This is a genomic window from Mangrovibacillus sp. Mu-81, from assembly GCF_036867415.1.
GTDB lineage: Bacteria > Bacillota > Bacilli > Bacillales > Bacillaceae_B > Rossellomorea.
The window spans coordinates 85,143-108,302 of record NZ_JBAJHU010000010.1 but is presented as its reverse complement, the minus strand read 5'-3'; the positions used below and the strand labels follow the sequence as shown (position 1 = coordinate 108,302).

The following is a 23,160-nucleotide window of genomic DNA, read 5'->3' as shown; positions in this document are numbered from 1 at the left end:
AGAGGGAATGGCCAATTGCCCTGAAGAGAGGTGCCTCCATGGATAAGAAAAGTTTAAGCATAGAAACTCCGCGGTTAATAATAAGACCGTTCATGAAGAGTGACTATTATAACTGGTTCAATGAGAATATGAAAAGGCTGCCTGCCCAGCATAAGTATGATCTTGGATGGCAGGATTTGAGTGAGTGTACGGAATATTGGTTCCGTGACATGGTTGAACAGCAGAATGAAATGATGAACAATGACGAGGTCTATATTTTCGGGGTGTTCCTGAAACATACCGGCGCGTATATTGGAAACATCGATTTTTCCACCCTGATGAGGTTGAGTTTCCATTGGGGACGGATCGGTTATACGCTGAACAACACGCACTGGAAGCAGGGTTACGGGAAAGAAGCGGTGCGGGCTGCGCTGAGGATGGCGTTTGAAAAGGTCAATTATCACCGGGTCGAGGCACATATCAACCTTGATAATATTCCTTCGATCAGACTGGCCGAATCGGTCGGTATGAAGTACGAGTGCACACGAAAGGGCTTTATCCATGAGAATGGGAAGTGGACGGATAATCACGTGTATTATATGAATGCGGAGGATTATTTTTAAGAACGCTCAGATCAGATCTGAGCGTTCTTTCGGTTCGTGGCCTGTTCAATCTGTGTCCTATGGTGAAGGTCATGATCGGCGAGTCCTTCCAGATATCTGGAAAGGGTTAATTTTTTTTCACCAAGTTTGAACGTTTGCCCCCAGGATCCTTCCCGGATTTCGCTGATGCCCGTTAATAACCGGTTTCGGGAGTCGATGAACGATTGGATGACAGTGGCTTGTTCAGTAGAGCGGGCTCTCGATGAGGACTGTTCATTCAGGTTCTGGGGATCCGGCGCTTTCGGGAGCGGTTCGCTGTTTCCCAGATAAGGCAGCCTCATGTTCACGACAAAATCATCCCAAGGTCCGAAATGGCTGATGATCTCTGCGATACTCCACTTGTTTTCATCGAGAGGACGAAACCATTCCTCTGCCGGAAGATTGTTCAAAGACTTCACCCATTGAATCATTTCTTCATGGTGAAGGATGATCGCTTCTATATTATCTTTCATATCTATCACTTCTTTCGTTATCATCTATTCAATATTTTACCATATTTTTTGACGGAATCAGTGACATTACATACGAAAGTTAAAGGCCCGTCCCGCACTTTAATGCAGTGCGGGACGGGCCTTCGGTCATGCTTGCTGTAATTCCTGGCTTGTTTCGGGATTCATGGGATAAAGGCGTCCGTCCTTGTCTCGGTAGACGATATGCTCCCGTGATAGTTTTATTGGTGTATCCACCCCGGCGGCGGCTGAGAGATTGTATAATCCTTCGCGCAGGGAGAGCATGTAGTTGCAGACACGGAATGATTTTTCTTCTACAATCAGAGCTTTCTGAAGTTTATTGTCTGTGGTCGCGACACCTACCGGGCAGTTATTGGTATGACATACCTGTGCCTGGATGCAGCCGACAGAAAACATCAGGCCTCTAGCGATATTCACAAAGTCAGCGCCAAGTGCGAGAGCGAATGCGACCTTGTCAGGTGTCAGCAGCTTTCCAGAGGCGAATATCTTCACTTTGTCACGAATGCCGTGTTGGATGAGCGTGTCATGGAGAAAAGGAAGTGCCGATTTGATCGGAACGCCTGTAGAAGCAGCCAATTCATGATAGGAAGCCCCCGTGCCGCCTTCGCCTCCATCCACTGTGATGAAATCCGGATGCTTTCCTGAGGCAGCCATATAGGAGGCGAGCTCCTCGATATCGTTCGTACTCCCTACAACAATTTTGATCCCGACAGGTTTTCCGCCGACCTGACGCAGTTCATCAATGAAATCGAGCATTTCCTCATTCGTTCCAAACTCCTTGAAACGGTTTGGACTGTCTATTGATTTATATGGCTCGACATTGCGGATATTCGCGATCTCAGGCGTTACCTTAGCCTCGTCTACATGTCCCCCGCGAGTTTTGGCCCCCTGTGCGAGCTTCAGTTCAAATGCTTTAATCTCTTTCAGTTCGCTTTTCTTCTTGAATTCTTCCCAGGAAAAATCGCCATCCTTTGTACGGACGCCGAATAAACCGGGACCGATTTGACAGATGATATCGACGCCGCCTTTTAAGTGGTGCTTTGATAATCCGCCTTCACCGGTATTCATCCACGTACCTTTGGCCAGCGCCAGACCGGTTGAAAGGGCAGTGATGGCTTTTTCCCCGAGTGAACCGTAGCTCATTGCGGATTGTCCGATAAGGCTCCTTACTTTAAAGGGGTGCCTGCATGTCTGTTCCCCGATGACGGGGGCATCTTCATCCCTTAGCAGAAAGGAATCGACTTCTGCCTCTTCCCGGTGCTCTTTTCGCCTGAATAAATTGTCCTTATCGATTTTGTAAACCTTCGACTTTATTTTTTCGCTGTTGTCGACGCGCAGTTCATCGCGCTGGATTGGGAATAAAGCATTCCGGATATAGTAGCCTTCACGCTCAAAATCGCGTTCCGATCCGAAGCCGAGCATGCGGGATTTATATTTTCCGGATAAAACGGTTTGCTGATATTCATTTCTTGAAAACGGTTTCCCTTCATTATCGTTCAGGAAAAAATACTGCCGCATTTCCGGTCCGATTTTTTCTAAAATATATCTCATTTTTCCGAGAATCGGAAAGTTTCGTAATACAGCATGTTCTTCCTGCTTCTCATCTTTGAACATGATATAAAGGATCATTCCTGCAGGAAACAGGATTACAAGGGCAATTAGAGTTAGAAGAATGCCTATTAAAATTGAAATACCATCCATTTATATTCCTCCTATTCGAGTAAAAGTAGATATAAAACCGCGAGACCTCCGACGATAAGCCCGCTTGATAAAGACAGCCATTTCCATTTGTTCAAAGGAGGATGCGCCCTCATAAGGGTCGACAGCTGAACGAAAATAGAAATGGCGGCAAGAGCCAGGATCATCAGCAGGATGGCTGATGGGGAAAAAAGCTTCCTGCCATATTCAATCAGAATATATCCGCCGAGGGCAGTGCCGATGACGATCATGTAAAGGAAGAAAAGTGCTGATTTATTCACGATGTTACCCCACCTTCCCGTATAAATAGACGAGAGTGAATATCAGGACCCACACGAGGTCCACAAAGTGCCAGTAAAGAGAAAACACTGATAACTTTGCCTGCATTTCTTTCGCCGCACCATTCATTTTCAGGTGGATGAGCAATAGTCCCATCCAGATGAAGCCTGCGGCAACATGCGCCCCGTGGGTTCCGACAAGCAGGTAAAAGGCAGACAAAAAAGAACTGTTCTGCATCTCATACCCTTTTTCATAGTAAAGGAGGAATTCCCTGCCTTCCATGAATAAAAATAATCCTGCCAATACCATAGTCATGGCTAAAAATACGATTGTTTTTCCCGTCTTTTCTCCTTCGATTGCCTGATGGCTGATGTAAATCGTGAAACTGCTTGAAAGCAGGAGCACGGTTGAGACCATCACACTCTTCAGCTCAAGCATCTCCTGTGGGGCGGGGCCTCCGTCCGTATGGGAGCGCAGGGTCAGATAGACGCCGAATAAAGAGGCAAAGATGACGATCTCCGCTGCGATGAAGAACCACATTCCCAGTTTCTTATCTTCTTTCTGCTCAAGAAGAAAGGACTCATTATTCATGACTTCTCCTCCTTTTCATCGCGAAGTTCAGAACGGGTGTATGCCTTCCAGCTGTCATCCTTGAAAGACCTCAGGATCAACATGCACACGACTCCGACTACACCGGCCCATTGAATGAGGGGCTGATAAAAAATGAAGCCGAAGGAAGAACAGAAAAGGATGGCGGACAGAAACACGGGCTGAGCCGTGGGCTTGGATAAATAAATCGGGCCATCTTCTTTTACGGTTCTTAAACGTCCATTTCCGTTCCTCTTTTCATTCCATAATTGATCGATTGTCGTGACGACCGGCCGATCGATGAAATTGCCGTCGGGGGGAGGGGATGGAAGTGCCCATTCAAGCGTACGTCCATCCCATGGGTCACCGGTCGTATCTTTCTCCCCGTGCCGGAGACTCCAGTAGATATTAAATAGAAAGATCATGACGGCGGCGGCCATGATGAAGGCACCGATCGTACTGATTAAATTCAAGCTTCCGAGTCCGTCGCTTTCAAAATATGTGTACACCCGGCGCGGCATCCCGTTCAGCCCCATGAGATGCATCGGGAAGAACGTGACGTGGAAACCGATGGTGAACAGCCAGAAATGCCATCTTCCCAGTACTTCGTTCAATAAGAAGCCGAACATCTTTGGCCACCAGTAATAGACACCGGCAAAGATTCCTAAAATGGTTCCCCCCACGATGACATAATGAAAGTGACCGACGACAAAATAGCTGTCGTGGTATTGATAATCTGCAGGAGCGGCTGAAAGCATGACACCGGTTGCGCCTCCGATTAAAAAAGTAGGAATGAAAGCTAGTGAAAAAAGCATGGCAGTCTTGAAACGGACGACCCCTCCGCGGATGGTGAACAGCCAGTTGAAAATCTTAATGCCGGTCGGGACGGCGATCGACATCGTCGCCAGTGCGAAAATGGCATTCGAAATCGGACCGAGACCAACGGTGAACATATGGTGGATCCACACCATGAAGCCGAGGAATCCGATCAGGACAAGAGCGAAGACCATAGCGCCATAGGCGAATAAATTTTTTCGTGAAAAGGTCGTGATGACATCCGAAAAAATGCCGAAAGCAGGAAGGATCAATATGTAGACCTCAGGATGTCCGAATATCCAGAATAAATGCTGCCAAATCAATGGATTACCGTCTGTCCCGCTTAGGAATGCCGTGCCATACACGCGGTCCATCATCAGCAGCAGTAAGGCGATGGTCAACGCCGGAAAAGCAAACAGAATCAGGATCGACGTGACGAAAGAGGACCAGGTGAAGAGCGGCATCCTCATGAACGTCATCCCTTTCGCACGCTTCCTGATGATCGTAACGAGAAAGTTGATGGCTGTCAGCATGGTGCCGATCCCTGCAATCTGTATGCCAAGCGTATAATAATCAAGGCCGGGTCCGGGGCTGAACGTATCCAGGCTCAAAGGGGAGTAGGCAGTCCAGCCTGTAGACGGGGAGCCTCCGAGAACGAAGCTCACGTTCACCAATGCTCCTCCTGTCAGAAATAGCCAGAAGCTTAGCAGATTCACATAAGGGAAGGCAAGATCCCGCGCCCCGATTTGGAGAGGGACGGCGACATTCATCAACCCGATCAAGAGAGGCATGGCCACAAAGAAAATCATCGTGGTTCCATGCGTCGTCATCATCTGGTTGTATTTTTCTCCCTGAAAGACCCAGAACTGATTCTCGGGGAGTGCGAGCTGCAGGCGGATGATCAAGGCATCCAGGCCAGCTCTCAGGAAAAATGCCCCGCCTGCAGCGAGGTACATGATTCCTACTTTGGTATGGTGGGTGGAGGTCATCCAATCCCATGCATATTTCCATTTTCTATAGCGGGTCAAGAAAAATACGGCTAATATTCCCATAAGCAAGATCGACAGGTCCGCAGCGATGATATCCGATGGAAAGACAAACTCCCTGCCGAAAATCGTATATTTAATGTCCATTGGAGAACCCTCCTTTTCACCAAAAAATTATTCTAATTGTGAAAGATAGTTGCTGAGTGCTTCGAGTTCTTCATCCGAAAGTTCCTTAAATCCAGGCATTTCTGCACCAGGCTTGAATGATTTCGGATCCTCTATCCACTTTTTCATGTTTTGTTCATTGTTAGGAACGACGCTGGCGATCATTTCCTTCCTGCCGATGCCGGCAAGGTTGGGACCTTCGCTTTTGTCGGTATAGTCTGCAGCATGACAGCTTAAGCAGTTCGATGTGAATAATTTCTTGCCTTTCTCATAAGAGTCGGATGCTGCGGTCTCACGTGCAGTTCCCTCTGCCTTTTCGCTAATCCACTGATCATATCTTTCTTTGCTGACAGCATGGACTTTGAATCTCATCAACGAGTGAGAGGCACCGCAAAGCTCGGCGCATTTTCCTTCATATACACCGGTTTCTGAGGCGTGAAGGGTCAATCGATTTGTGCCGCCTGGATTTAAATCCTTTTTCCCGCCAAGCCTGGGTACCCAGAAAGAATGAATGACATCATCTGATTTCAGGTTGAATACGACCGGCGTATCCACTGGGATCCATACTTCATTGGATAATGTGACCCCTTGATCGTTGTATTCAAATTCCCACCAGTACTGATGACCGGTGACGGTGATTTCCATTTTGCCGTCCTGTTCCTTCTGGGAGTCTGCAAGCGAAAAGGTCCCCTGTACGGTTGGCACTGCCAGGATCAATAACAGAACAATGGGGATCACGGTCCACGCTATTTCAAGTTTTTTATTCCCTTTCACGTAGGACGGAATGATATCTCTGCGCTGAGGGGTTTCCCTGTATTTCCACGTAAAGATCACAAACATCGAAAAGACGATGATAAAGACAAGCAGCATGATCCCGGTGGACAAGAGGATCAGATTTTCCTGCAGCTTGGCAACAGGTCCTTTCGTATCAAGGACCTGAAGGGATTTGCAGCCCGAAAGCAAGAGGACTGTCAAAAAAAAGACTGGATACAGTTGATGTCTCATGTGATCTCTCCTTAAAACAGCCGTTTTAACGCTTTGCGCAGCGGAGGCATTTCAACTTCATGTTCTTTGAAGAATTTTTTCATCACATACTTGGAGTAGCCTGATGCCTGATCAAAGGTGATCTTTCCGGGCAGTGGAGGCTGGTCTTCAATCTGTACATCAAGAATGACCGGTTTATTGGATTTCGCAGCCATATCAAAAGCCGGTTCCAGATCTTCATGTTTGATGACCCGGTAGCCTTCCCCGCCGCAGGATTTCGCGAACTGTGCGAAATCGATATCCTGAAGGTCCGTCTCATATTCGAGGTGCCCGATTTCTTGTTGTTCATACTTGATCATCCCGATCTTTCTGTTATTGAGGATGACGACGATGATCGGCAGTTTGTATTTGACGGCAGTCACAAAATCGTGCATCACCATGGTGAAACCGCCATCCCCGCATACAGCGATAGCCTGGCGTTCAGGACAGGCAATGGCACTGGCAATTGCTCCCGGAAGTCCGCAGCCCATCGTAGCCATCCAGCTGGAGATGATGAATTTCTGATGTGTGATCCGGAAATGGCGAGCCGTCCAGACTGTTACATTTCCGACATCGACAGACAGGGTGGCATCGTCATTGGCGATCTTCTGGATCATCGGGATAACCTGGGGCGGCTTGATCGGTGTAGTGACTTCGACTTCATCCTTTTCTACATGCTTCCACCAGTTCTTCATATTGATCTGGCATTCTTTTAAAAAGGAGCGGTCTTCCCTGCGTACGATTGCCTTGTTCCATTCCTGAAGTACAAGTTTGGAGTCACCTGCAATCCCTGCCGATACAGGATATCTTTTTCCGATTTGAGCAGAATCTGCATCGATTTGGACAGCCTTTGCATTATCCGGCAGGAATTCCCGATAAGGAAAAGACGTCCCGATCATAATGAGCAGATCTGTTTCTTCCATGGCTTCATAGGCTGGTTTGGTCCCGATCTGCCCGAGCTGACCGAGATTCAGCGGATGTTCATCAGGCAGTGTCCCTTTTGCGGGTAGAGTGAAGATGATGGGGGCAGCGAGTCTGTCCGCGAATTCCTCCAGTTCATCCACAGCACCCTTCGCTCCCGTCCCTGCAAGGATGACTGGACGTTTAGCATCATGCAGGTATTGAAGTCCGGTTTGAATATCATCGAGGAACGGTGCCGGCTTTGCGATGGATGAAACGCTCGAAGTGTTGCGGACCTTGTCTTTGATTTTTTGTGCAGGCATATCATCGGGAATGACGAGCACAGAAACACCTTTTCTGGCATAGGCAGTCCGTATTGCCTGGTTTAACAGATCGGGAAAAGAGTCAGGCGAAGACACGCGCGCATTAAATACGGAAACATCTTCGAACAAACGCTCAAGATGCACCTCCTGAAACGAATCCTCCCCAATCTTGGAGCTTTCCACCTGACCGGCGAGAACGAGCACCGGCGCTCCGTCAGCTTTTGCATCATATAATCCGTTAAGCAGGTGGATCGCACCCGGTCCTCCGATAGATAAGCAGACTCCTATCTTGCCGGTCAGCTTCGCATAAGAAGAGGCGGCGAGTGCGGCGACTTCCTCATGTCTGACTTGAATGAACTCGATTTGCTCCTTCTCACTTCGCAGATTGTCGACAAAATGATTAATAGAATCCCCGGGCAAGCCAAAGAGATGGCGGATATCCCATTCCTCCATTACCCCTGCAGCTAAATGCCCTGCTAAGTTCTCACTCATTTCTATCACCCTCCAAAAACTCATTATTCTATTCCGATACCACTAACTGCGGTGAAGTAAACAAAGAACAGGGAGGAAATCCATTTAAATGTCCAACCTTGGTACTAATAGACTGTCCCTTTATACTGTAAGTGGGTAGAGTGAATTGCATTATTTGTTGGGAGAAATTTGGATATTTATGTTAATATTGGAGGTAGATTTGAACATTAATTGGGGGACCGGATATGGGATTTGTCATTATTTTATTTTTATTGATTTTTTCTTTTGATTTTACAAGAATCAGGAAGCAGAACGATAAAATGATCGAGTAGAATGAAAGAGTGATTGAGCTGCTGGAGGGATTGAAGGAGAGAGAAGGGTGAAGCAGTGAAAAAAATGGACATATTGCTCTATCCGCAATTTAGTGAATATGAACTGAGTGTCGCCTTGTCGATTCTGATGCGGGTGGAAAGCAGGTAGTTACAGTGGGATTGAGTACATGTACGATCAGGGGTGAGTCCGGACTGACCTGTATTCCTGACGTTACCATTGATAAATTGAATAAGAAAGAGATTGATAGTCTTGTTTTAACAGGCTGCATGGATGTTATGAAACTAGCAGATGAAGAGAGTTTATTTACATTTTTAAAGGAAATAGAAAGTAAGCTGTCAGTCATCGCAAGTATTTCGAGTTCTCCGTTTCTTCTTGCAAAAGCAGGACTTTTAAAAGGGAGAAAATATACGGTCGGGATGCTTGAAGCTGACCTCAGGAAAACTTGTGTTTTTGAAAGTGAGAATTATTCTGAAGAAACGGTCGTGCAGGATGGAAAGTTTATTACTGCTAAGGGGAGGGGATTCGTGCGATTTGGTCAAGCATTGGGAAATGCATTGGGGCTTACGTTTGATGAGAAGTGGTATGAAAGTTCGGATGAAGAAATGGAGTGAAGGAAATCGACACTATTGCCGATCACTATTATGTACAAAAGACAGGTCAAGGGAAATCGATTATCTTTCTTCCTGCGGGCGGATTTTCCGGTAATGAAGGTCTGAATATCGCTGAGTATTTGGGGTGTGGCTATGAGACTCATATGATTGATCTTCCCGGATTTGGGAGAAGTAAGGGGATAGAAGGGACGGCAACTCCGCTGGAAATGGCAAAGTGGGTGAAAGGATATTTGGATCAGGAAGGAATCGAAACAGTGATTCTCATAGGCCATTCAATGGGCGGCGCCATCCTGTTGAATTTCGCAGTACACTATCCTGAAAGAGTGAACAGGCTCATCCTTCTTGATCAAGGGCATAAGCGGTTTCCGAGGGTTCCTGTTTCAGAATTTGGAGCGTTTGCCTATGTGTTTCCTTTTCTGAATGTGTGCGTAAGGTTGTTTGGACGTCATTTGTTAAAAAGAGTTGAGCGATTATTTTCAATGGAAGATGATCCTGAAAGCAAGAATTTTGATGAAGAAGCGGAGCAGTTTTGCCAACGTTTCTCGATTCCTGATACAACTTATGTAAGGACTGCATTGAAGTCTCAGCCGATGTTTTCAGTAGAAGCGTTGAACCTTATGTTTGGTTACTATAATTTGAATCTTCCCGGATTGCTGGGGCAGGTGGAAGCACCAGTTTATCTGGTATACGGAACATTTGAAGGAATCGACAAAAAAGAATTCATCTCCACCCGTAAAGCGATTAGAAAAATGAAAAGAAAAACAGATTCGGTTATTTATCGTTCTTTGAATAGCGGACATTATGTCCACTGGAGTAATTCATTCGACCTTGATGAACTGAAAGTATTCCTGGACTCATCCCATTAAAAAGGACGAAACCCCAAACGGGTTTCGTCCTCTCTTATTATTCCAATCCCTCAATCTTCAGTTCTTTCACAGGCAGGAAGCTTTCTCCGGTATCCATGAATGTAATGTTGACTTTATCGTTTTCCTTCAGATAGATGGCAAGCGGGCTGATTTCGGATGATACAAGATAGTTGCTGCCATTATCAAGCAGGAAGGAGACGGTGGTGTAGTCACCGATTTTTTCTTTGTATACGCGGACGACGGTTCCCGTTGTTTGTTTTTCTTCAGCTTTGGAGCTGCCGTCGACTGTCCCGCCGCCTTTTTGGAGGGCGGTTTTATATTTTTTGAGTGCCTGATTCGGCGTGTCGGCGTAGGCCGAGATTTCAGGGTTGGCAGCAGATACGATGAAGTAGTTCTGCAGGAAGCCGTTGGCATCAAGCACCGGTGTCAGCCAGCTTGCTTCACCGTAGAAGTTGTAAAGTACGGGCATTTCGCCGTCCCATTTTTTCTCGATGAATTTCTTCTGGATGATCTGCAGGGCACCTTGTGAATCCATATATGATTCCTCCAGGTTTCCTGTGTAGAAGGTCGCTTCACCTGTTTTTGCATTGGTGAGAGAGTACCCCAGCATCGAGTCGACGCCTTCTTTAGGAGACGTGAAGTCAGTGAAGTAGTACATCTCGCCGTCTTTATTGAAAATAGGGCTGACATTGGCTTCGGTTCCTTCGTCGGAAGGCAGCTTCACCTCGGATTTTCCGAAGACGCTGTTCCAGAAGCCTTGAACGTAATTACCGAAATAACTGTTCTGCAGGCTGACCGTTTCAGGAGAGACTGCTCCGTCGATGAAATCAGGGACGTTGTCCAGTTTATAGGACTTGGTGTCGCCATTCTGAGGATCGACCATCACGATCCCTTTCACATCAAAGCCGTTACGGGCTGAGATGAACTCTCCATAGGTGCGGAGGTAGAACGGTTTGCCTTCGTCATCGATTTCAAGCTGCGGATCACCGTTGAAAATGTACTTCGGATAATTCATCCGCATGTGACGCTCGATATTCTTATTAAAGTAAGAAGAAGGCGTGTAGGCCATCGACTCTTTCATAAATTTCGGATTTGCTGATGAATCGGTCGCGCTCAAGGTGAAGTATCCTGGTGTTTCGTCTCCCTTGAACCATTTGAAGAACCCGGAGAACTCAACGGGAGCAATATATACATATTCACCGTTCACCTTTTGGATCTGCAGGCTGCCGAGCTCATAGTAACTCGTATTCGGCACCTGCCCGAATGCCTTCTTCATCTTGTTGCGGGCAAACTGCGGCGGCACGCTTGCAGGTGTTTTCTCTTCGTCAAATGCTTCAATTTCTGTTTGGACGTCCATTTTTGCCGACTGATATTTTTCGTCTGCGTTGAAGACGAACGCAGTCAGGAAGTAGATTCCCATAAGCAGGCCGGCTGCGAATAATCCGCCTTTGACCATGCGTTCTTTACCTGTGGCAAAAGCAGCCCCGGCTCCTGCCGCGATAATGAACAATATCCACATCGACGTGAAGTTTCGATCAAGGTTCGTCATGTAATAGAAGATAAATGATCCGATGACCGCAATGATCATCGTGGCTCCAATCATACCTGCAATGGAAGGATTCGCATTCCCTTCCTTCTTCTTTTTTGTAAAAGTGACCGGGACCACTAGCAGTGCCATGATCAAACCGACAATCACTGAAAATAAAAATATATTACCCAATGTATGTTCCCCTTTCCAGGATCTTATTCTGTGTATGTCTAATATACGGATGAGGGGAGGGGTAGGTTTCAAAATGTTTTGCGGGTGAACCATGAACATCGCTTTGACGTGTGTACAGGTGAAGTTCCTTTTTCCCTACAAGAAAAAGACAACCCGATTATATTGAAAATAAAAGGGTTGTCTTTTGTCCTTTGATTGTTAAAATTCCACGTTATCTTGATTTTTGACAACTAATAGTGTTTTTCCTTTGTCTAATTCTTCTTCAAGTTTTTGAGCTTTTGACTGTTCAAACCCAATTTCCTTCATTTTTGAAATGAGTTTATCGGATTTTCCCCTGAATACATTCTTGGTGGCGGTGGCTATTCCTGTGACACTTACCCCGATTTTATTGGAATCGTTGCTCTTTCTTGCACGCCTGTCATGGTCATTATCATGGGCAAGCATGTAAATGTCATCCTCGCTGACCCCATCTTTACGAAGTTTATCAATTGATTCACTCAAATGTTCGTCATTATGGAATAGTTTAAATATAGGATTCAATGGAATCGCCTCCTTAGAAGCATAAATACCCTCAGCAGGTTTTTTTAAACAGGTCTGCTCAATAGATGCAGAAGGAAATTTTTGTGAAAAAGGTCAGAATATCAAATGACTTATCTTTTCACTTTACTTCCTTCAAAGATCTGCACATCAATCGGTGCAGCCATATACTCAGGGGCTCTGCCGGCAAATGAAGTGAAGTGGCTGCTGGTGTTATGTGTTTCGACAGCAGCCGGGTCTCTCCATATTTCCACCATTGTATATGCGTGTTCTTTATCGGTTGCTTTCATCAGGTCATAAGAGATATTGCCATCTTCGGCTCTTGATGCTTCAACGAGCGGGTGCATTTCCTCAAGGAATTCCGCTTCTTTTTCCGGATTGATTTGAAAATGTGCGTGAATGATGATCATTGTAGTTCCTCATTTCTGCTTTAGTTTGTGGCGGACGAAATCTTAAATGAAGCGGGACAATGGACCTGTCCCGGTGTCCCTTATTTCCATTCGGCGATTTTTTCGATTGGAAGACGTACAGATTTGTAGCCTTGGTCTGCGGCTTTGCCTATGGAAATGAGCATGACCGGGTAGTAGCGGTCTTTATCCATGCCGTATGCTTCTGCGATTTGGTCTTTTTCATAGCCGCCTATCGGGTTGGTGTCATATCCATGGGCACGGGCTGCCAGCATTAACTGCATGGATACGAGTCCGGCATCAATCAGGTTCATTTCTTTGTACTGTTCTTCCGGCAGCACATCAAGCAGACCTTTGATTGATGGCAGCTGTCTATCCCTTACTCCAGCTGGCATATAGCCTTTTTCTACGGCTTCATTGTAAATTTCATCGGCATAATCCAGGCTCTTCATGTCAACGAAGACAGCGATGACGGCCGAAGACGTTTTCACCTGGGTCTGATTGAATTTTGCCAGAGGAGCAAGTGTTTCTTTTCCTTCAGGACTGTCGATAACAAGGAATCTCCAAGGTTGCAGATTGACTGAAGACGGTGCAAGGGCCGCTTCCTGAAGGATTTCCGTCATTTCCTCTTTGCTGATTTTCACGGACGGGTCGTAGTTTCTGATCGAACGGCGTCCTGTGATGATTTCCTGAAAGTCATTGATTCTCGTTTTATTCATGTTTAAAAACTCCTTTATGACTAGTATTTGATGCTATTTACGTTATTCTGGATCCGCATGAGCAAATCGGAAAGCAGGGCTTGGTCTTCAGTGCTGAAGTCCTTCAGCACTTCTGCGATGAACTGCTTTTTCTCCCGACATAATGCATCGATCCGTTCACGGCCTTCCCCGGTCAGACGGACGAAGGTGATCCGGTTATCAACCGGGTTCTTTCGCCGTGAAACCATGCCTCCTGCTTCAAGCTGTTTCAAGTGTCTTGTAACGGCTGCGCTGTCAATATTCACTTCCCGTTGAAGCGCACTTTGACTGATTTCATCCACTTCGATCAATTTATGCAAAAGGTCCAGGCGTGACTGACTGATGCCGGTGCAGCGCTCGAATTTAGGACTGACTTGCTTATAGATATCATTTAATTGAATTAAAATTCTTTCCTCGTTGGACAAAGCATCCTCCTCCTTAAAACAGAATGATTGACGGGTCAATTATTGATACGTCAATTAATATAATACAGGTTGTGTGGGATGTCAAAGAAATAAGCTTATGGTGCTTGGCAGGAAAAAAATAAAAGCGCCTCGTTGATGGAAACGAGGCGTTACGCTATTTTAAATATTTATTCTTGTTCCCCGGACATGACGACAACATCTTCTCCTTCTGAAACGGTTTTTTCGATGTGCTGTTCACCCCAGGAGCAGAGCATCTGCAGAGCCGGTGCGAGAGAAGTGCCGTATTCGGTCAGGTCGTATTCCACTTTCGGAGGCACCTGATTATAGATGATCCGGTTGACGACCCCGTCCGCTTCCAGTTCCCGGAGCTGCTGGGTGAGCATTTTCTGTGTGATGTTCGGCATCATGCGTTTCAGCTGGCTGGTGCGGAGCGTGCCGTTGTCGATAAGGTGGCAGAGGATGACGACTTTCCATTTGCCGCCGATGACTTCAAGCGCAGCTTCTACGGGGATATTGTAAGTTTTCAATTGGAAATCCTCCTTACTGGTATCTTTTATTTACAAATAATCTGCTTATCGCTGGTTTAATTACAGATGAATATACCATAAATCCTCATCAATTTCCTAATGGATCGTGTCGCGGCCCATGGTTACTCACTGGTACCTATACCACTTGAAAGTGCGTACTTCCCAGATGTTCAGGAAGGGTGCATAATCGACACTGTACTTTGATGATACGACATATTGCCGAATCATCCTATAGGGTACTTACAGGTACCTATGAAACTTTGTTGTACCTACAGCACTTTAAAGTGCGTAATTACATTATAGGAATATACCATTCATAATGTTATGTACACGGGAAAGCGAAAGGCGCCTTCGGGATCCCAAGTAAACTTTTGGAAAAATGAAGGAGGAATTCTTTTATGAGTTCTCATACACATACAATGAATCATTCGAAAACTAAAGGAGGCACGCCGGCATTATTGGCTCTGGCGATCTCCGCTTTTGGGATCGGGACGACGGAATTTGTCCCGGTCGGATTACTGTCATCGATTGCGGATGACCTATCGATTTCCATCACGCTCGCCGGATTATTGATATCCGGCTATGCGGTCGGGGTGGCGATCGGAGCCCCTATTCTCACCGCTTTGACCAGTAAAATGAACAGAAAAACACTGCTCATGTCACTGATGGTTTTATTTATAGTCGGAAATGCGGTTTCTGCACTTGCAACGAGCTATGAACTGCTCCTTACAGCCCGGTTCATAACGGCTTTTTCACATGGCATTTTCTTTTCAATCGGATCGACAATCGCCGCTGACCTAGTGCCGGCAAATAAACGGGCGAGTGCGATCGCGTTCATGTTTACAGGATTGACGGTCGCGACCGTTACCGGAGTACCGCTTGGAACATTCATCGGGCAGGCATTCGGGTGGAGAGCGACATTTTGGGGAGTTGCCCTGCTTGGAGTCGTCGGAATCATTGCAAGTTCGATCCTTGTACCGAAGGATCTAAAGGAAACCCCGCCTGCGAAATTCAGTGAACAACTGAAAGTTTTACGCAATGGGAAGTTATTATTGGCATTTGCGATCACTGCACTCGGATACGGAGGAACATTTGTCGCATTCACGTACCTGACACCGCTGTTGGAAAATGTCACAGGATTCAGTTCGAAATGGGTGAGCATCATCCTGCTGGTCTACGGAATCGCAGTTGCGATTGGTAACGTGGTCGGCGGGAAAGCGTCCGATAAAAACCCGCTCAAGGCATTGTTCTGGATGTTCATGCTGCAAGGGGTAATTCTTGTTGCGTTAACGTTTGCGGCACCTTTTAAGGACGTCGGACTGATCGCCATCTTCCTGATGGGCATGTTTGCGTTCATGAACGTACCGGGTCTGCAGGTACTTGTCGTGAATTTGGCGGAAAAATATGTACCATCTGCCGTGAACGTCGCCTCAGCCTTGAATATCGCTGCGTTCAACATTGGAATTGCAATCGGTTCGTTTGTCGGAGGACTCATCGTCGATGGCATCGGGTTGATCCATACGCCTTGGATCGGTGCACTTATGGTTGGGGGAGCGGTACTTTTGACGGCTTGGCTGCGGCGGTTGGAGGGAGTATCTCAGTAAGAAACGAATAATGGTTTACTCGAAACGTCCCGTGAGATGCGGGACGTTTTTTTGCGATGGTAGAAAGTGATCATCTCTGGTGTTTTGTATGGTAAAATAAGGATATGTAAGTGAGGTGCTTTATTGAAAGGAGAGGCTAAATGAACCGTTTCGTTATCATGACAGTCGGCAAGACCCATAGTGGAAAAACGACGTTTGCAAATAAATTGGAAGAGAAGCTGAGGAATGCTGTCGTGGTCGATCAGGATCTTCAGGCAGAATTCATCAATACGTATTATAGAAAGTTATTGGCAGAACAGGGGCCGAATACAATTAAATATGCCGTTACGAAAACGATCGTGGACCACGCAGTCGAGCAAACCGACTGTCATCTCATCATCTGTAATTCGAATCGAGGCAGGAGAGGGCGGGGGGAACTGCTTGACTATTTTCACGGCAATGGGTTCCGCAGTATCATGGTCACTTTCGAATTGCCTGACCATGTTCTTGAAGAGCGTGTTGCAGCTAGTTCGCGCAGCAAAATCATATTCAGGAGTGCTGCTACTTTTGAAGAAGTACTGGCGCGGCAAAATTCAGAGTCAAATAAAGGTGATGTGATCGCACCGGCGGAAGGGGAGGCGGATTATTTATTCATCATCAGGAATGAAGCGGACGTTGAAGGCGTAATCCAGGAGATTGTGGGGATAGCTCGTAGTTTAAAAGGGGGAGACGTATGAACATTGGACAAGAATATTTAAACATTGTCATTGAACGATTTAAGAGCGTAAAAAATCTTGGGGATAAAACAATCGACCAATTATCGGAAGAGGACATCTTTTGGATGTATAACAGCGAATCGAATAGTGTGGCAATCATCGTAAAGCATATGAGCGGCAATATGATTTCAAGATGGACCGACTTTTTGACTTCGGATGGAGAGAAGGATTTTCGGAATCGGGAAGGGGAGTTCTTGAACGATCTATCTTCAAAATCAGAAGTAAAGATGAATTGGAAAAAAGGCTGGAGAACACTGATGGATGCATTGACTGACTTGAATGAACAGGATTTAGTAAAATCAGTCACCATCCGAGGTGAACGCCATTTGGTGATGGAGGCCATCGAGAGGCAGCTGGCCCATTATGCCTATCATGTTGGTCAGCTCGTATATATCGGTAAGCAAGTGAAGCATGAAGAATGGGAAAGTCTCAGTATCCCAAAGGGGAAATCGGAAGACTATTTAAGTGAAATGCTGGAAAAACATCAGGGGAAATAAAAACGCTGTTCATCCAGCTGAACACTGATGTGATATCGAAGAAATGAAAAACTCGCCCGGGTATCCAGGCAAGTTTATTTCATTTACGATTTTAACAATCGTAATCCATTCAATATGACCAGTATCGTACTTCCTTCATGTCCGATGACTCCGTATGGCAGGTCGAGCACCTGAAGGAAGTTGGAAGCAATCAGAACCATGATGACGCCGATGGAGAAGACGACGTTTTGCTGGACGATACGCTTCATTTTTTTCGATAGTTTGATCGCTTCGGCAATACGGGTGAGGTCGTTTTTCATCAGGACGACGTCCGCCGTTTCGAGGGCGACGTCGGTTCCTTCTCCCATCGCGATCCCGACGTTAGCGGTTGCGAGTGCAGGGGCGTCGTTGATACCGTCTCCGACCATGGCGACTGTTCCGAAATGGTTTTTGAGGTTCTTCAGCTCTTCCACTTTCGTTTCAGGAAGGCACTCGGCGATGAAAGATGTGACCCCGGCTTCCTTTGCGATTGCGCGGGCGGTCTTATCGTTATCACCGGTGAGCATGATCGTTTCGACGCCTTCTTTTTTCAATAAATCCAGGGCTTCGATCGTTTCCTTGCGAACAACGTCTTTAAGGGCGATCAACGCAGTGATCTCTCCATCTTTGGCGGCGAAAACTGTTGTTTTACCTTGAGATGCAAGGTCGCTGGAGGCCCGGTTCCAATACTTTCCGGCCAGTTCTTTTCCGACGAATTCTGCTTTCCCGATCTTCCACTCAGCACCATCCACCATGGCTTTCACACCCCAGCCGGACACGTCCTCGAGCGAATCCGGGCGGATCAGGTCAGTCCCTGTTTCTCTGCGGACATAACCGGTAATTGCCTGCGCGAGAGGGTGGTTCGATTGATTTTCAATGGATGCGATGACGGTCATGACTTCCTTCTCATCATATCCTTCTGCAATAAGTGTATCCGTCACGACAGGTTTCCCTTTCGTAAGCGTGCCTGTTTTATCAAAGGCAATGGCTTTCAGGTTGCTCAGGTTCTCGAGGTGTGCGCCGCCTTTGAAAAGGATCCCGTGCCGGGCTCCGTTCGAGATGGCGGACAAGCTTGCCGGCATGATCGACGCGACCAGTGCGCAGGGGGATGCGACAACGAGCAGCACCATCGCGCGGTAGAAGGTCTCCGTCCAGCTCCATCCAAGCAGGAAGTGAGGTAGGAACATCATCAGGAAGACAACAACAAGGACGACTTTTACATACGTGCCTTCAAAGCGTTCGATGAACAGCTGCGAAGGAGATTTCTCACTTTGGGCGGATTGCACGAGGTCGATGATTTTTTGAAATAATGTTTCACTGCTTGGCTTGGTCATTTCGACAGTGACGGCACCGTTAATGTTGACTGTCCCGGCGAATACTTCATCACTGGCCGCTTTGGTGACCGGAACTGCTTCACCGGAGATCGCTGCTTCGTCAATGGAAGTTGTTCCTTTGACAACCTTTCCGTCTGTCGGGACACGTTCTCCCGGCTTGATGAGGATATGGTCCCCCAATTCAAGGCTTGAAACATGGACTTTCTTTTCACCGAGGGAAGTCACGAGCCAGGCTTCCTCAGGCTGCAGTTCCATAAGGGCGGAGATTTCTTTCTGACTCTTGTTCATTGTATAGGTTTCAAGGGCGCCGCTGACAGCGAAAATGAAGATAAGAATGGCCCCTTCCGTCCAGTAGCCGATGATGGCTGAGCCGACCGCGGCAAAGATCATCAGCATTTCAACATTGAGTTCCTTGTTCTCGATCGTTTCCCCGATTCCTTCCTTCGCTTTTGCGAAGCCGCCGATGACGAAGGCAAGTAAATAGAAAATGATGCTGAGTGTGCCGGTATCGCCTTTAGAATACAGCCATCCGAGTAATATGAACACACCGCTTATCAACGCAGCGATTAATTCAGCGTGCGGTTGTATTTTTTCAAGGAATTTGATTTCTTCATTTGGTTTTCCGAGGGACAGGGCTTTGGTTTGAGAGCTCATATGGTACTCCTCCTTTTGTAACTGAAAATAAAGATTTCTAATTGAGAATAATAATCAACGTCATTATCCTTATAAAACAACGAAAGCTGCCACCAATGAAGGATGACAGCAAATCTATATGGGTGTGGAAGGACGTTTTTTAAGAGAATCATTATTTATAATTATTATAATCTGATAGTACCATATCTATATGAGAAAGAAAAGGAATTTGTGCCGATTAATTTTGGGTGATTTCCCGCCGTCTATTTTGCAAGGAGAATACGAGCAGACTTACAAAAATGACAAGCATCATAAAGCTGATCATATAGAAGAAGCTTGGTCCGTTGAACCATTCGATCACGACTCCTCCGATGAACGGCCCCATCATGCTTCCGAAGCTGAAGAAGATTCCGCACATGATATTCCCGGCAGGCAGCAACTCTTTCGGCAGCAGATCGGTCATATAACTGATGCCGAGTGAAAATGTTGACCCGACCGCCATACCGGCAAGTGTGAAACAGATGAATAACCCAAGCGTCGATTCAGAAACGAAGCCTGCTGCGGTGAAACACAGGAATCCGATGAGCATGACGGTGAGCAGCACATTCTGCCTGCCGTATTTATCACTCATCACACCGAGCGGTACTTGTGAGATGATGCTTCCGACGGCAAAAGCAGGCAGCAGGATCGAAACGGCTTCTATGGATAAACCGTTCCGGAGTGCGAATACAGGGAAGTTTCCATTCAGCGATGCTTCGAGAAAACCATATCCAAGTGGCGGAAGGAGTGCGACCCAGGCGTATTTCAGGACTTTTCCGAAACGCTGGAATGATCCCAGGAAGGTGGCGCTCCCTAAATTTTGCTGTTCGGGGAATTCGTTCTTCAGTTTAAAGACGAAGCTCCAGACGAGCAGGCTCAATAAGGAAGAAATCATGAACGGCAGTGCCTGGCTGATTTCGATCAGCTGCGCCATCAGCGGTCCGACCGCAAATCCGATTCCGAATGATACCCCGTAGATCGAAATGTTTCTGCCGCGGTGCTCTTTCGGTGAAAATGAGGTGATCCATGTCTGAGTGGCGAAGTGGAGCATGTGATCGCCTACACCGATGAATAAACGGAGCGCAAACCAGAACCAGAACGATTTCCACAACGGGAACAAGAAAAGGGACAGTGCGACGACGATGCCTCCGATGATGATCATTGGTTTGTAGCCGATTTTCTGAAGCGGCTTTTCCATAAGCGGTGAAGCAAGTAAGATTCCGATATAAAGGGCGGTGGCGTTCAGGCCGTTCAAAGAGGAGGATACCCCGTCCTGCTCGAAGATGATGGCGATGAGCGGCAGGAGCATACCCTGCGAGAAGCCTGAAATCGCAACGATGGCGACCAATACCCAGAATCGGAATGATAATGATTGATTCATATGCAAAAACTCCCAAACTAGTAAATTTCCTTATTAGATGGTACCCCGGAATCGATCGTTTGGCAATGGGGATCAAATGGAGTAAAATTTAGAAAAATTATACTATGTAGAGAAAGGTTGTGTGTTAGATGGAATTTAAGATGCAGGAGGGTGGATTTTATTCTGATCTTGGGTATGGAAAGCTTGAGGTGTCCGGAAATGAAGAGTATGGATTCCGGCCGTTTCAGCTGCTGGTTTCGTCGGTGGCAGTCTGCAGCGGCGGTGTCCTTCGCAAAGTGCTTGAGAAGATGCGTATCGAATTTGATGATATCCATATTAAAGCAGATGTCGTGCGAAATGAAGACGAAGCGAACCGTGTGGAAGAAATTTCGCTGCATTTCACGATCAAAGGAGTAAACCTGGACGAGAAGAAAATCGAAAAAGCCATGAAGCTTACGCGAAAAAACTGCTCCATGGTCCAATCCGTCCAGGACTCCATCAATATCGAAGAAACCTTTGAACTCGTCACACAGTAGTGTACTGAAGACGAGGGACGGGCCTTCAGGGAATGAACCCTTTGAAGGCCCGTTTTTTTTTAGGTTTCAACTTTTATGAGATGAGGGAAAAGGTGATATTAGCTGAGGGCTGCCTAGTCAAAGGTATGTGCCCTCACTTTACTAAAACGTCAGTTCCTGAGGCTCTTTGCCTGGTTTTTCGTAGTACAGGATGGTGACGGGTGTGAGTTTCAACAGAAGATATTCAGGGTCTTCCGGGCTTGCAATCCAGTGCTTGAGTTGTTCCGACCAGAATCTTTCCTTGCGTTCGGCGGACTCTTCGACAGAGGCCTTCGCTTCTATTTCTACATAATGTTCATGTCCTGAATCGCGGCCGTACCCGAGTAAAACATGGACATTCGGATTCTGTGCGATATCATCGGCTTTGTGCGCATACTCATTCGTAGCAGTATATAGAGTAAGATCTTCCGAATTGAACATCATAAAGCGTGAATACGGTTTGTTGTCGCGGATGGTCGCGAGTGTTCCGACTTTATGGTGGGAGAACAGGTCTGCCACTTTATCTTTTAATGTGATTGTCATGAACGTACCTCCTATTAAAGATCTATCTATTAATGTGTCTTTTCTTCATCGATTCATGAGTTTCTTTGCAAAAAAAATGGATCACTCCATACACTAGAAAAGGACTTAACAAATACATTTAGGAAAAGAGGACTGCGAAGTGAATAAAATCTTTTTGATACTTGTGCTGGCAGGGGTTCCGTTATCCATGATCGGAAGTCTGCTCCATTGGCCGACCGTGATGATGTTCGGCGTTTACTGCGTGACGATCATTGCGCTCGCTGGTTTCATGGGGAGGGCGACGGAAAGCCTTGCTGTCATTTCCGGTCCCCGGATCGGCGGACTGTTGAATGCCACATTCGGAAATGCAGTAGAACTCATCATCTCTATTTTTGCATTAAAAGCAGGGCTCATCGGTGTTGTATTGGCATCCCTGACAGGATCAGTGCTAGGAAATCTTCTCCTGGTAGCGGGACTCTCCTTCTTCATCGGTGGAATCAAGTTCAAACGCCAGACATTCAATGTGTTTGATGCCCGGCATAACTCCGGGCTGCTGATGTTCGCCGTCATCGTCGCGTTTGTCATTCCGGAAGTATTCGCTCAGGAAATGGATGAAACAGCGACGATGGCGATGAGTATCGGAGTCGCAGGCATCCTGATTGCGCTTTACCTATTTGCGCTTTTCTTCAAGCTCGTCACGCACCGCGGTGTGTATCAGCATGGAGAAGGGGAAGGGGAGCATGTTCATGAAGAGGAACCGGAATGGAGTAAAGGAAAAGCACTCCTGATTCTGGCTGCTTCAACGGCAGCCGTTGCATACGTATCTGAAAGTCTTGTACACACATTTGAAGAAGTCGGTCATGCATTCGGCTGGAGTGAACTGTTCATTGGGGTCATCATCGTCGCGATCGTCGGGAATGCCGCTGAGCACGCTTCCGCCATCATCATGGCCTATAAGAACAAGATGGATATTGCCGTCGAAATTGCGGTCGGTTCCACCCTGCAGATTGCCATGTTCGTCGCACCTGTGCTCGTATTCATTTCATTGTTCTTCGAAACGAGCATGCCGCTCGTCTTCACCTTGCCTGAACTGGTCGCGATGGTGTCGGCCGTTCTCGTCACAATCATCATTTCCAATGATGGAGAAACAAACTGGTTTGAAGGACTTACCCTTCTTGCTGCCTACTTTATAATGGGGATTGGGTTTTATTTGCTGTAAGGAATAGACAGGTAGGACCAGGCGAAAGATCAGGGAGCTCATTCCCTGATCTTTTTTAATGGAGAAAAAGAGGTCCTCTCCTTTCACACTGTGCCCTTCATT

At 46.7% G+C, this 23,160-nt stretch carries 24 protein-coding genes; 8 read left to right on the top strand and 16 right to left on the bottom strand.

The window, feature by feature from the left end; translation table 11 throughout:
* The first annotated feature begins 38 nt into the window (after positions 1-38).
* Positions 39-602 (top strand): GNAT family N-acetyltransferase, encoded by a 564-nt coding sequence (locus V6B33_RS17670; protein WP_334219007.1) that lies wholly within the window; start codon positions 39-41, stop codon positions 600-602.
* An 11-nt stretch (positions 603-613) separates the two neighbouring features.
* Here V6B33_RS17670 and V6B33_RS17665 read toward each other — a convergent pair whose 3' ends face one another.
* The 7 genes from V6B33_RS17665 to V6B33_RS17635 all read right to left on the bottom strand — a co-directional run bounded on the left by V6B33_RS17665 (position 614) and on the right by V6B33_RS17635 (position 8,381).
* On the bottom strand, positions 614-1,093 hold the full coding sequence (locus V6B33_RS17665) for a DinB family protein (RefSeq protein WP_334219006.1): 480 nt from the start codon (positions 1,091-1,093) through the stop codon (positions 614-616).
* A gap of 126 nt (positions 1,094-1,219) precedes the next feature.
* Positions 1,220-2,812, bottom strand: coding sequence for an FMN-binding glutamate synthase family protein (locus tag V6B33_RS17660; protein WP_334219005.1), 1,593 nt, complete (start codon positions 2,810-2,812; stop codon positions 1,220-1,222).
* Positions 2,813-2,823: 11 nt separating this feature from the next.
* Complete coding sequence (locus V6B33_RS17655; RefSeq protein ID WP_334219004.1) at positions 2,824-3,090, bottom strand: hypothetical protein; 267 nt, start codon at positions 3,088-3,090, stop codon at positions 2,824-2,826.
* A 4-nt stretch (positions 3,091-3,094) separates the two neighbouring features.
* Positions 3,095-3,679 (bottom strand): cytochrome c oxidase subunit 3, encoded by a 585-nt coding sequence (locus V6B33_RS17650; protein ID WP_334219003.1) that lies wholly within the window; start codon positions 3,677-3,679, stop codon positions 3,095-3,097.
* A complete protein-coding gene (locus tag V6B33_RS17645) occupies positions 3,676-5,607 on the bottom strand; it encodes a cytochrome c oxidase subunit I (RefSeq protein ID WP_442915557.1) in 1,932 nt (643 codons plus the stop codon). The genes V6B33_RS17650 and V6B33_RS17645 overlap by 4 nt, the downstream gene beginning before the upstream one ends.
* Positions 5,608-5,652: 45 nt before the next feature.
* A complete protein-coding gene (gene coxB, locus V6B33_RS17640) occupies positions 5,653-6,648 on the bottom strand; it encodes a cytochrome c oxidase subunit II (RefSeq protein ID WP_334219001.1) in 996 nt (331 codons plus the stop codon).
* Between the two features lie 11 nt (positions 6,649-6,659).
* The gene (locus V6B33_RS17635) at positions 6,660-8,381 is read right to left on the bottom strand and encodes a pyruvate oxidase (protein ID WP_334219000.1); all 1,722 of its coding nucleotides are present in this window, start codon (positions 8,379-8,381) and stop codon (positions 6,660-6,662) included.
* 464 nt (positions 8,382-8,845) lie between these two features.
* Here V6B33_RS17635 and V6B33_RS17630 point away from each other — a divergent pair, with 464 nt between their 5' ends.
* Positions 8,846-9,304 carry a DJ-1/PfpI family protein gene (locus V6B33_RS17630; protein ID WP_334218999.1) on the top strand — a complete coding sequence of 153 codons (459 nt, stop codon included), beginning with the start codon at positions 8,846-8,848 and terminating at the stop codon, positions 9,302-9,304.
* Entirely contained in the window at positions 9,301-10,170 is an 870-nt protein-coding gene (locus V6B33_RS17625) for an alpha/beta fold hydrolase (RefSeq protein WP_334218998.1), read from the top strand. The genes V6B33_RS17630 and V6B33_RS17625 overlap by 4 nt, the downstream gene beginning before the upstream one ends.
* 37 nt (positions 10,171-10,207) lie before the next feature.
* Here the strand turns inward: V6B33_RS17625 and V6B33_RS17620 are convergent, their stop codons facing one another.
* The 6 genes from V6B33_RS17620 to V6B33_RS17595 all read right to left on the bottom strand — a co-directional run bounded on the left by V6B33_RS17620 (position 10,208) and on the right by V6B33_RS17595 (position 14,523).
* Positions 10,208-11,890, bottom strand: a complete 1,683-nt coding sequence (locus V6B33_RS17620; RefSeq protein WP_334218997.1) for a hypothetical protein — start codon at positions 11,888-11,890, stop codon at positions 10,208-10,210.
* A gap of 198 nt (positions 11,891-12,088) precedes the next feature.
* On the bottom strand, positions 12,089-12,430 hold the full coding sequence (locus V6B33_RS17615; protein WP_334218996.1) for a general stress protein: 342 nt from the start codon (positions 12,428-12,430) through the stop codon (positions 12,089-12,091).
* Positions 12,431-12,540: 110 nt separating this feature from the next.
* Entirely contained in the window at positions 12,541-12,837 is a 297-nt protein-coding gene (locus V6B33_RS17610) for a putative quinol monooxygenase (RefSeq protein WP_334218995.1), read from the bottom strand.
* An 80-nt stretch (positions 12,838-12,917) separates the two neighbouring features.
* Positions 12,918-13,553: a nitroreductase family protein gene (locus tag V6B33_RS17605; protein ID WP_334218994.1), complete on the bottom strand. Its 636-nt coding sequence runs from the start codon at positions 13,551-13,553 to the stop codon at positions 12,918-12,920.
* Between the two features lie 20 nt (positions 13,554-13,573).
* Positions 13,574-13,996 (bottom strand): MarR family winged helix-turn-helix transcriptional regulator, encoded by a 423-nt coding sequence (locus tag V6B33_RS17600; protein WP_334218993.1) that lies wholly within the window; start codon positions 13,994-13,996, stop codon positions 13,574-13,576.
* A gap of 167 nt (positions 13,997-14,163) precedes the next feature.
* A complete protein-coding gene (locus V6B33_RS17595; RefSeq protein WP_334218992.1) occupies positions 14,164-14,523 on the bottom strand; it encodes a winged helix-turn-helix transcriptional regulator in 360 nt (119 codons plus the stop codon).
* Positions 14,524-14,921: 398 nt separating this feature from the next.
* On the opposite strand from V6B33_RS17595, the gene V6B33_RS17590 reads away from it, so the two are divergent.
* The 3 genes from V6B33_RS17590 (at position 14,922) to V6B33_RS17580 (ending at position 17,379) form a co-directional block, all read left to right on the top strand.
* Positions 14,922-16,127: an MFS transporter gene (locus V6B33_RS17590; RefSeq protein ID WP_334218991.1), complete on the top strand. Its 1,206-nt coding sequence runs from the start codon at positions 14,922-14,924 to the stop codon at positions 16,125-16,127.
* Between the two features lie 140 nt (positions 16,128-16,267).
* Positions 16,268-16,843: an ATP-binding protein gene (locus tag V6B33_RS17585; RefSeq protein ID WP_334218990.1), complete on the top strand. Its 576-nt coding sequence runs from the start codon at positions 16,268-16,270 to the stop codon at positions 16,841-16,843.
* Entirely contained in the window at positions 16,840-17,379 is a 540-nt protein-coding gene (locus tag V6B33_RS17580; RefSeq protein ID WP_334218989.1) for a DUF1572 family protein, read from the top strand. The genes V6B33_RS17585 and V6B33_RS17580 overlap by 4 nt, the downstream gene beginning before the upstream one ends.
* 83 nt (positions 17,380-17,462) lie before the next feature.
* Here the strand turns inward: V6B33_RS17580 and V6B33_RS17575 are convergent, their stop codons facing one another.
* Together V6B33_RS17575 and V6B33_RS17570 are read right to left on the bottom strand one after the other, a co-directional pair.
* Positions 17,463-19,385 carry a heavy metal translocating P-type ATPase gene (locus tag V6B33_RS17575; protein WP_334218988.1) on the bottom strand — a complete coding sequence of 641 codons (1,923 nt, stop codon included), beginning with the start codon at positions 19,383-19,385 and terminating at the stop codon, positions 17,463-17,465.
* Positions 19,386-19,602: 217 nt separating this feature from the next.
* On the bottom strand, positions 19,603-20,784 hold the full coding sequence (locus V6B33_RS17570) for an MFS transporter (RefSeq protein WP_334218987.1): 1,182 nt from the start codon (positions 20,782-20,784) through the stop codon (positions 19,603-19,605).
* 128 nt (positions 20,785-20,912) lie between these two features.
* Between V6B33_RS17570 and V6B33_RS17565 the strand changes: the two genes are divergently transcribed.
* The gene (locus V6B33_RS17565; protein ID WP_334218986.1) at positions 20,913-21,299 is read left to right on the top strand and encodes an OsmC family protein; all 387 of its coding nucleotides are present in this window, start codon (positions 20,913-20,915) and stop codon (positions 21,297-21,299) included.
* A gap of 141 nt (positions 21,300-21,440) precedes the next feature.
* On the opposite strand, the gene V6B33_RS17560 is transcribed toward V6B33_RS17565, so the two are convergent.
* Entirely contained in the window at positions 21,441-21,860 is a 420-nt protein-coding gene (locus V6B33_RS17560; protein ID WP_334218985.1) for a pyridoxamine 5'-phosphate oxidase family protein, read from the bottom strand.
* 139 nt (positions 21,861-21,999) lie between these two features.
* Between V6B33_RS17560 and cax the strand changes: the two genes are divergently transcribed.
* Positions 22,000-23,058, top strand: a complete 1,059-nt coding sequence (gene cax / locus V6B33_RS17555; protein WP_334218984.1) for a calcium/proton exchanger — start codon at positions 22,000-22,002, stop codon at positions 23,056-23,058.
* Positions 23,059-23,160 lie beyond the last annotated feature (102 nt).